The organism is Hallella sp., from assembly GCF_037460745.1.
In the GTDB taxonomy this organism is placed as follows: domain Bacteria; phylum Bacteroidota; class Bacteroidia; order Bacteroidales; family Bacteroidaceae; genus Prevotella; species Prevotella faecis.
In genome coordinates this window covers 1-8,838 of the sequence record NZ_JAXVAE010000139.1, presented here as the reverse complement: position 1 = coordinate 8,838, position 8,838 = coordinate 1, and the positions used below count along the sequence as shown (strand labels likewise).

Genomic DNA, 8,838 nt, shown 5'->3' with positions numbered 1-8,838 from the left:
AACCCGCGACCTCGACCTTGGCAAGGTCGCGCTCTACCAACTGAGCTATTGCCGCTTGTTTTCTGTTGTCAGAAGCATTTCTCTAAATGCGAGTGCAAAGGTACAGGTTTTTTTTGAATCCACAAACTTTTCGCGAGTTTTTTTTCAAAAAAATGCAATTTTATTAGTTCACCTTATATATAATATATTAAGCAAACTGCCGAAAAGGTTCTCGTTGGTGTGATTTGGTCGTTAAACGATCGATTGAGGCCTTGTATTCATTCTGTATAAAATATGCAGTGGAATGTGAAAAAAACATGTGTCTCGCCCCCGTGCATGACGGTTTGAAAGCGTGTTTTTGTGTTCCTATTGCTCGTTTTGGGGATTTTGGGGTACTCCGTAGCCTGCCCTTGTGGTCTTTTGGGGCGATATGTTTCTAAATTCGAACGCCATTCATTGTGTTTCCCGTTAGTTTGAAGTGGTGATAATGGTGTGCTTCGTATCGCAGAAATCATCCCTTTTATGTTTTTTTAAGGGTTGGGGTTTTGTTGGTTCTTCGCATTCAGTCTCGCGCATTTCTTTTCCAACGCAGAAACCACATGCACCTTTGCGCAATGTGCATCCGCTGCGCTTTTGTCGATTTAATGCTCCTTGTTTTGCTTTTTACGGATTACCCAGGTCGCTTGTGCAATCCTCTTGTATGCCTTCATGGGCGCGCTTTGCACTATAATTGCCATGACTCTCGTGAGATGGATGCCAACATAGTTCTCAACCCTATGGCTGAGGAGAAACTTGTAGTTCCTATGGTATTCTGCGTCCACAGGAAATGAAAGTCACCTATATATAATAGGTGTAGTGGCTATGTCGTCTATCTGTCTTGAAGCGTCATTCTTAACGATGGTCATATCCCAGTTCGCGAATTCGCTTATTGAGCAAGTCGGTAAACTCATGGTTCTTCAACCCCCATTTGGGTGCAATCACCATGTTGGGAGGGCTTTGGCTTACGAACCGTTCAAGGACCAGGTCGTTTCGCAACTGTGATACGTAGCGAATCACAAGGTTTACATACTCTTCTGCTGAGAAGACGTGGAAGGGGTGCGCCTCGTATTCCTTGGCCAAAGGTGTGCCTTTGATGATTTGCAGTTGGTGGAGTTTGAGGATGTCAAGCGGTAGCTGAGAGATGGTTGAGGCCTGATGAAGCATTTCCTCTTCGTCCTCGCCTGGCAATCCGAGAATGATGTGTCCGCAGGTGATGATCCCCCTTTGGTGGGCCTTGATGATGGCTTGTCTGCTGCAGTCGAATGTGTGGCCGCGATTGATGCGTCGTAGGGTGTTGTCATTGGCCGACTCGATACCATATTCCACGATGAGGAACGTGTGTTGGTTGAGCTGTTGCAGGTAGTCGAGTGCCTCGTCGCTCACGCAGTCGGGTCGGGTGCCGATAACCAAGCCCACCACATCGTCGACGGCAAGTGCTTCCTCATATTTCCTTTTCAGTTCCTCCAAGGGTGCGTATGTGTTGGAGTAAGCCTGGAAGTAAGCCAGGTATTTCATCTCTGGGTATTTTTTTGCAAAGAACGCCTTGCCCTCTTCGAGTTGCCGTGTGATCGACTTCCCTCGGTCGCAATAGGAAGGGTTGAAGGTTTTGTTGTCGCAAAACGTACATCCGCCCAACGACAGGCGTCCGTCTCGGTTGGGACAGCTGAAGGCAGCGTCGACAGATATCTTTTGCACGCGAAAAGGGAACTGCTCGCGTATCCAATGGCTATAGTCTTTATAAAACATTGTGTAGTGGCCTGAGGCCCTTCATAAATATATTTGCAAATATTGGTGTAATGCTTTGCAAATTTATCAAAATGTGTTTAACTTTGCAAGTAATGACCATTAAACTAATAGTAAAATGAAAAAAATCACATTGATGTGTTTGGCAATCCTCCTGACGGTGTTGGGTGCGAATGCCGCTGACAAGATTGACTTGAAGAGACTGACCCAAGGTGAGTTCTCGGCCCACCGTATTAGTGGAATCGACCCACTCGCTGGAACCGACCAGTATGCGCAGATCTCTCAAGACGGCAGTCAGATCGTGCAGTACTCTTTCAAGACCGGTAAGAAGACGGGTGTGCTCTTCGACGTCAACAATACGCATGGCGAGAAGATCAAAGGTTTCGATGGTTACCAGATGGCCCCCGATGGAAAGCACATGCTCATCCGTACAAACACACAGATGATTTACCGCCGCTCATACAAGGCCGATTTCTATATCTATACTGTCGACTCTCACAAGTTGGAGCGTCTTTCAGCAGGAGGTCCGCAGGAGATGCCCGTATGGTCGCCCGATGGAAACCAAGTGGCTTTCATGCGCGACAACAACATCTTCCTGGTGAAGTTGCTCTACGACAACAGCGAAAGCCAGGTCACAACCGATGGTAAATTCAACGAGATCATCAATGGCGTTCCCGATTGGGTTTACGAGGAGGAGTTTGCGTTCAATAGCGCGTTGACCTTCAACGCCGATGGTACGATGTTGTGCTGGCTCAAGTTCGACGAGTCGAAGGTGAAGGAGTACTCTTTGCAGTTGTATAAGGGCATGAAACCTGAGAAGAAGGAGTTTGAGTTGTATCCCGGTTATTATAGCTACAAGTACCCGAAGGCTGGCGAGGACAACTCGAAGGTGACGGCTTGGAGCTACGATATCAAGAGCCACAAGACCCAGCAGCTGCAGGTTCCGATGGATGAGGATGGCTACATGCCCCGCATCTTGCCTACCGAGAATCCCGAGAAGATATTGGTTTACACCATGAACCGTCATCAGGACGTGCTCAATCTCTACACGGTCAACCCGCGCAGCACCCTGTCGCAGCTGTTGATTAAGGAGAGCGTGGCCAAGTATGTGAAGGAAGAGGCTATGGAGGCTATCCGTATTGGCAAGGACTATATCCTGATGCCTTCCGACCGCGATGGTTACATGCACCTTTATCTCTACAGCCAGAATGGTAAGTTGCTTCGCAAGATTGGCGACGGCAAGTACGACATCACCAAGGTTTACGGCTACGACGAGAAGACGGGCGACGTGTATTACCAGGCTGCTCCGCTCAATCCTCACGACCGTCAGATCATGGTGACCCGCAAGAATGGCAAGACCGTGCGTCTTACCAATCAGGAGGGATGGAACGAGGCCATTTTCTCGGGCGATTGCAAGTATTTCGTCAACACGTGGAGCGACATCAACAATCCTTACGTTTACACCACACGCAACAACCAGGGTAAGGTGATCGCCACCAACCTCGACAACAAGGAGCTGCGGGCCAAGACCCAGCAGTATGGATGGACGAAGAACGAGATGTTCTCTTTCACCACCTCTGAGAGTGTGAAGCTCGACGGTTGGATGGTTAAGCCTGCCAATTTCGATCCCAACAAAAAGTATCCTGTTATCATGTTCCAGTATAGCGGCCCCGGCAGCCAGCAGGTTGTAAACTCTTGGAATGCCGGTTCTATGGGGCAGGGTTGCGCTTACGACCAGTATCTCGCTCAACAGGGCTTTATCGTGGTTTGCGTCGATGGCCGTGGCACGGGCGCAAATGGTGCTGAGTTTGAGAAGTGTACCTACCTGCACCTCGGCAACCTGGAGGCTAAGGACCAGGTGGAAACAGCCCTTTACCTTGGCTCACTGCCTTATGTCGACAAGGACAACATCGGTATCTGGGGTTGGTCGTATGGTGGCTATTGCACGCTGATGAGCATGAGCGAGGGCCGTCCCGTCTTCAAGGCAGGTGTGTCTGTCGCTCCTCCGACAAGCTATCGTTATTACGATTCTGTCTACACCGAACGCTACATGCGCACTCCTCAGGAGAATGCCGAGGGTTATGCTGATTGCGCCATCTCGCGTGCCGACAAGCTTCATGGTGCACTGCTTATCTGCCACGGTGCCGCCGACGACAACGTGCACCCGCAGAACACCTTCGAGTATGCTGAGGCTCTTGTGCAGGCCGACAAGGATTTCAAGGAGCTTTTCTATGCAAACCGCAACCATGGCATCTATGGTGGTAATTCAAGAAACCATCTCTTGCGCCAAATCACCACATGGTTTGTGGATCACTTGCAGAAGTAAAACGAAACCATCGCGCTGAATCATAAGAGGCGTCAGTCTTTTCTGAACGACGCAAAGAATGTTGCCGTTGGCAACCGAGGACACGAAAGTCGCGGTTGCCAACGGCTTTTCGTTGTTGTATGGTTATGGCAAGAAGTAACGGTTGGCGTGTCTTCAGGGAACCGGTAGGGGTTGCATGATGTTCGGTATGCTGCGGAGTGGCAATGGATATAAAACAAAAAGAGCACTGCGTTTGCAGTGCTCTTGATAAATGTTGAGGTACCTGGCGGAGTCGAACCGCCTTGAACGGTTTTGCAGACCGTTACCTGACCGTTCGGACAAGGTACCGTACCTGCTTGTTGTAAGCGTGTGCAAAGGTAGGCATTATTTTCCTTTCCACCAAACTTTTGACTTGCTTTTTGTTGTTTTATGGCGAAATTGTTTCTTTTTTGTTGTCAGGGGTGTTGGAGATGGGGTGCGTCGGCCTGAAAAATGCCGCGTGTTTTAGCGAATGAAACTTCCGAAGCAGTTGTCGCGCTCAAACTCCTTGATGATGGCCTCCTCCGTCGACGTGGTCTTCACGATCTTGTAGTGCTCGCGGAAGGTTTCGTCGTTGCCCCGCTCCCGTAGGGCGTAGTAGATGTCTTCCCAACGTGTGGAGACGCCTTCGCCGATGTCGTAGTCGCCAATGTTGAACATCGTGCTCCAATAGACACCCCTATAATCGTCCTTGCCGCGGTCGACGAGCATGCGCGTGCCGATGGAGGCCACTTCGTCGAATCCTCGGTTGTGCGTGTAGGTCATCTGTATCTCAATGTTGCGTTTGCTATATGCGATGCGTTTTGTGTTTCTGAAACGTGTCTTTACCAATTGGTTACGTACCATTCCCCGAAATGAGAGTAGGCGCAGCTTATCCATGTCGATCATCAATCGTCCGGTCAGCGTGGGCGGTAGGAGCGATGCCATTTCATCTTGCGTCATCCGCTCGCCATTGGCCTTCACCCTATCCGATGGCAAATCAAACTGAAGAAGGAGGATGCGTGTGCTGTCCTCCCCTTGCAGGATGGCGTACGACAGGTCGTATAGTTTTTCGTAATAATGTTTGATCCACTCGTAGGGCAATGGGGTGTAGAGTTGCCGCCAAATGCCCGACTCTGGTAGCATGGGTGCAATGCAGGAGGTCTTGTAATAATCGCGAAACTTATAGAAGGGCTTCAGCGTGTCGCCACTCTCGATGTTGCCATAGCGCCCCGTGGTGAGCCTGAATTCGCGCAGGGCGATATCCGACCTGGTGCGGAAGAAAGCCTCGATGAGCTCGTTGTAGGTGGTGTCGTTTTGCGTCACCTGACGGAAGAAGTAGTTGGACTGTATGCCCCTGAACTTGTTGTACTCGTCGTTGAGCTTCTTTGTCAACTTCTTGAGCAATCCCTCAATATCGATGGGCGTGACGATCACCTCTTTCAGCAAGCGGGTGTAGGGCTTGAGCGCCACCTTGCGACCCAAGTCGCTGGCCTTGATGTTCTTGCAGTTGTAGCCCACGTAGGTGATGTGCAGCATATCCTCTGGGTGTGCCTTGATGGAGAAGTCGCCTTCTTGGTTGGTGATGGTGGAGTGGGAGGAGCTGATGTAGACGCTCGCCATGGGTAAGGCGTCGCCTGTAGTCGCGTCCACCACGCGGGCCGTATAGGTGTCCTGAGCGCTGATGTGCGCCAGGGCACATAGCAACGACATGATGAGGATAATGCTTTTTTTCATGATGGCTTCTTATTTTAATTGCAGGCGGGTCCCAAGTTGCCCATGCCCATGGCGCTGACCTGGATGCAGGTCTTCTGACTGTTGTTGTAGAAGGTGGCGTGCGCTTTGCTCGTTGCGCCCACTCTTAGACTGGGGTTCCAGTAGAGTGTGCGCCGGTAATCTGCGTGCCGCGGCAACTGCCGATGGCTGTAGTCGGGGTGGTAGTATTCGTCGGGCTCGGTGATGCCTTGCAGGATGAGGCTGCGGTCGCGCATGGTGTAGCGTGTGCCGTCGTCGGGGATGGTCTCGAAGTCCAGGGTGACGTCGGCCGTTTGGCTGCTCATCTCCATGTAGCGGTCACTGTTGCGCAGGTCAAAATCGGTGTAGAACTTGACGGTTTGTTGGCGGCACAGGAGGAGGTCCTTATAGATGCTGTAGTTGCTGCGGTTCATGGGTGCCTCCATCATCTTGGTCCTGCCAGTGTCGAAGCTTCGGTAAAAGAGAACGCGATTGAGATGTCCTTCCACATTGAACGTCCATTGTGTGCCATAGTTGCCGAATAGCAGCACGCTCAGCTGATAGGGCAGGCGTCGGAAGTTGACTTTGCCAAACGACAGACCGTAATCGGTGACCAGGTTGTAGAGCTGCTCGGTGTCATACTGGCAGACGGGTTTTCCCCAGGCGATGGCTTGCTTGCTGTGTCGCCGCCGAGCTTTCACGCTCACCTGGGGCAGGGTGATGCCTGGAGAGTCGGCTGTTGTCTGAGTGTGCGTTGTCGTGCTGTCCTGTTGGCTTGTGGCAGGATGGTGGGTCTCATACCAGGAGTATTTCCGCGCAAAGATGGGGTAGAATAAGTCGAGTTTGACGTAGTAGTCAGGCCACGCCTCCTCGTCGAAGATGTCCTTCGTGTGGTTGGCGTGCCATTCCTCGGTGCTGATGTCCTGTTTGTGGGCACTCAGCAGCAGGCGACCCTCTCCCCAGAAGGGCGCCATCTGAAAATGAAAGCGTCCGTCATCCGTAGTCTGCAGCGTGAAGGGCGTCGATTTCTCTCCCTTCGGACCCGTGAGTGTCATCTCGCCCTCGATGGTCACTTCATGTTTCAGTCCTGGATGATTGACACCATAATCTTTTTCCACATCCTTGTTAGTTTCCTTGCCTGTGTTGTTGTTGGGTGTGTCATCAGGTGATGAATCGCCCGTTTGGTTTGGCAATTGTGGTAGCAGCACGCCGCGCTCTTTTTCAGCCAAAGCACCTTGTTCTCCTACTATTTTTCCTGTGACTAACCAATTCGTAAATGCTGGGAGGTTTGCTGTATTGGCTACCTCCTCAAATGTCCACCCGAAGACGCCATCTCGCCAAAGGGGCAGCTCATCGGGCTCAATGGGGTCGAAGACAGGAGCCTTGTAGACGGCGCCGTCTATCTCGATGTTCTTCTCAGGATGGTAGCGCAGGGGCTTGCCATCACTTAGTTCCTTGAAGTCGTAACGTCGCCAGCCCTGCACCATCAGCAACACGTCAAGACGAGCGCGGTGCAGGCTGTCGTCTCGCTCAAAGTAATAGTTGGGCTGCGCCACAAACCCTTGGATGTCACTGGTGAGCAACAGGTCGGTGAGGAGTGAGCCGCTGTCGTACGACGGTGCCGTGCCCTTTTGATCGCGTACGGCCACGCTGAGCGTCCGCACGTCTCTTGGTGCTGCCAGTGTCAGGTCGGCCTTCTCGCAGGGCTGGTATTTGGTCTTGGCGCCTTCAATGGTGATGCGGCGCTGGTCGTAGTCATGGTGATTGACGAAAAACAGGCGGTCGGCCAGCACGTTGCCCGCTTCGTCATAGACGATGAGGTCGCACACCCCTGTAGGCAGTTGGCTTCTGTCGAAATGAAGCGTGCCCTCGTCTTTGGCGTCCAATGACACATCCAAGAGGCTACGCAGCACGCCCCGGGTGAGGAAGGCCGCCTTGAGGTGTTTTGCCGATAGTCCTTGACCTTGCAGCGTCACCTCGTCCTCGCTTACGCGGAGCGTGAGCCCTTTCGGTAGGATGTCGGGCAACACAAAGCGATAGTCCTCGCCTTGATAGCTGAACGTCGCCCGTGCCTTTCCTTCCTTGGGGACATCATATAGGAAGGAGCCCCGCCCCATGAAGTCAGCACGGATGTCTTGTCCGTCCACCTTGCCTGTGATGTTCACCGCCTCGCCATCCTCGTTGAGGGCCTCGAAGGCTATTCGGCACTGTGTGCCGGCAATCAGATTGCCACCCTCGGGATAGAATGTGACGTTGAGGCTGGGCTTCTTGGGCTTGAGAGCTCGCTGCCTCGGGCGCGGAAGAATCTGGCGGTCGCTGTAGTCGCCATCTTTCTCTGGTCGCTCGTACACTGCCACCACGCGCGACCAGACCGTGCCGTAGTCGCGAAAGAAGTCCTTGGCCATCTGCCGGTTGTAAAACAGTTCGCGATCCTTGCGGTTGTAGGGGCGTTCGGTCACGCAGAAGTTCATCATCCATCGGGTGTAGGCCCTGAGCTCATAATAGCCCGAGCGGAGCGTGTCGGCCAGCGCGAAGTCTCCATGGTCGGCATCGGGCCGCCCGATGTATTGCCGATGCCGCTCGACGACATGTCCTTCAGGATCCACCAGTTCCACATAGAGAATGCGGCTATCCGCCGTCGGTCGCAGGTTGCCCGCCTCCACCAAGTATGCCTTATACCAGATGGTGTCGCCCAGGAAGTAGCAGTTGTTGTCCAGGTGCAGATAGGCCTTCTCCTGCACAGGAGCGGTGGACAAGCGTTTCTCAATGTCTGTTCTTTGTGCATAGATGTTGCTTTGCCAGCTACATATGCAGGCAAAGGTTGCTAAAGTTAGTATGAAACTACTTATAGTCTTCATGGGCAAAAGGATTGAATTCCAACAGATATAGATGAAGCGCCTAAAATGAAAAAACTCAGATCAGACCACAAAAGCTAAGGTAATTGGGCTGTTTCTATAATGTTGTTATTATGAAAGACTTTGATGAACATCCTGTATTTCTTGTCTTTTACATACTGAAAT

Annotated in this window: 4 protein-coding genes and 1 tRNA gene; 1 reads left to right on the top strand and 4 read right to left on the bottom strand. The window is 51.9% G+C overall.

Annotated features, from left to right (window positions below; genetic code table 11):
• Nucleotides 1-870 precede the first annotated feature (870 nt).
• Nucleotides 871-1,764, bottom strand: a complete 894-nt coding sequence (locus tag WKK33_RS09500) for a TIGR01212 family radical SAM protein (RefSeq protein WP_337801221.1) — start codon at nt 1,762-1,764, stop codon at nt 871-873.
• Between the two features lie 115 nt (nt 1,765-1,879).
• On the opposite strand from WKK33_RS09500, the gene WKK33_RS09495 reads away from it, so the two are divergent.
• Nucleotides 1,880-4,087 (top strand): DPP IV N-terminal domain-containing protein, encoded by a 2,208-nt coding sequence (locus WKK33_RS09495; protein WP_337933590.1) that lies wholly within the window; start codon nt 1,880-1,882, stop codon nt 4,085-4,087.
• A 256-nt stretch (nt 4,088-4,343) separates the two neighbouring features.
• Here WKK33_RS09495 and WKK33_RS09490 read toward each other — a convergent pair.
• From WKK33_RS09490 to WKK33_RS09480, 3 genes are all read right to left on the bottom strand, one after another.
• Nucleotides 4,344-4,414 (bottom strand) — tRNA-Cys (locus tag WKK33_RS09490).
• A gap of 156 nt (nt 4,415-4,570) precedes the next feature.
• Nucleotides 4,571-5,821, bottom strand: a complete 1,251-nt coding sequence (locus WKK33_RS09485; RefSeq protein ID WP_337933588.1) for a carboxypeptidase-like regulatory domain-containing protein — start codon at nt 5,819-5,821, stop codon at nt 4,571-4,573.
• Between the two features lie 14 nt (nt 5,822-5,835).
• Complete coding sequence (locus WKK33_RS09480; protein WP_337933586.1) at nt 5,836-8,676, bottom strand: hypothetical protein; 2,841 nt, start codon at nt 8,674-8,676, stop codon at nt 5,836-5,838.
• Between the last annotated feature and the right edge of the window lie 162 nt (nt 8,677-8,838).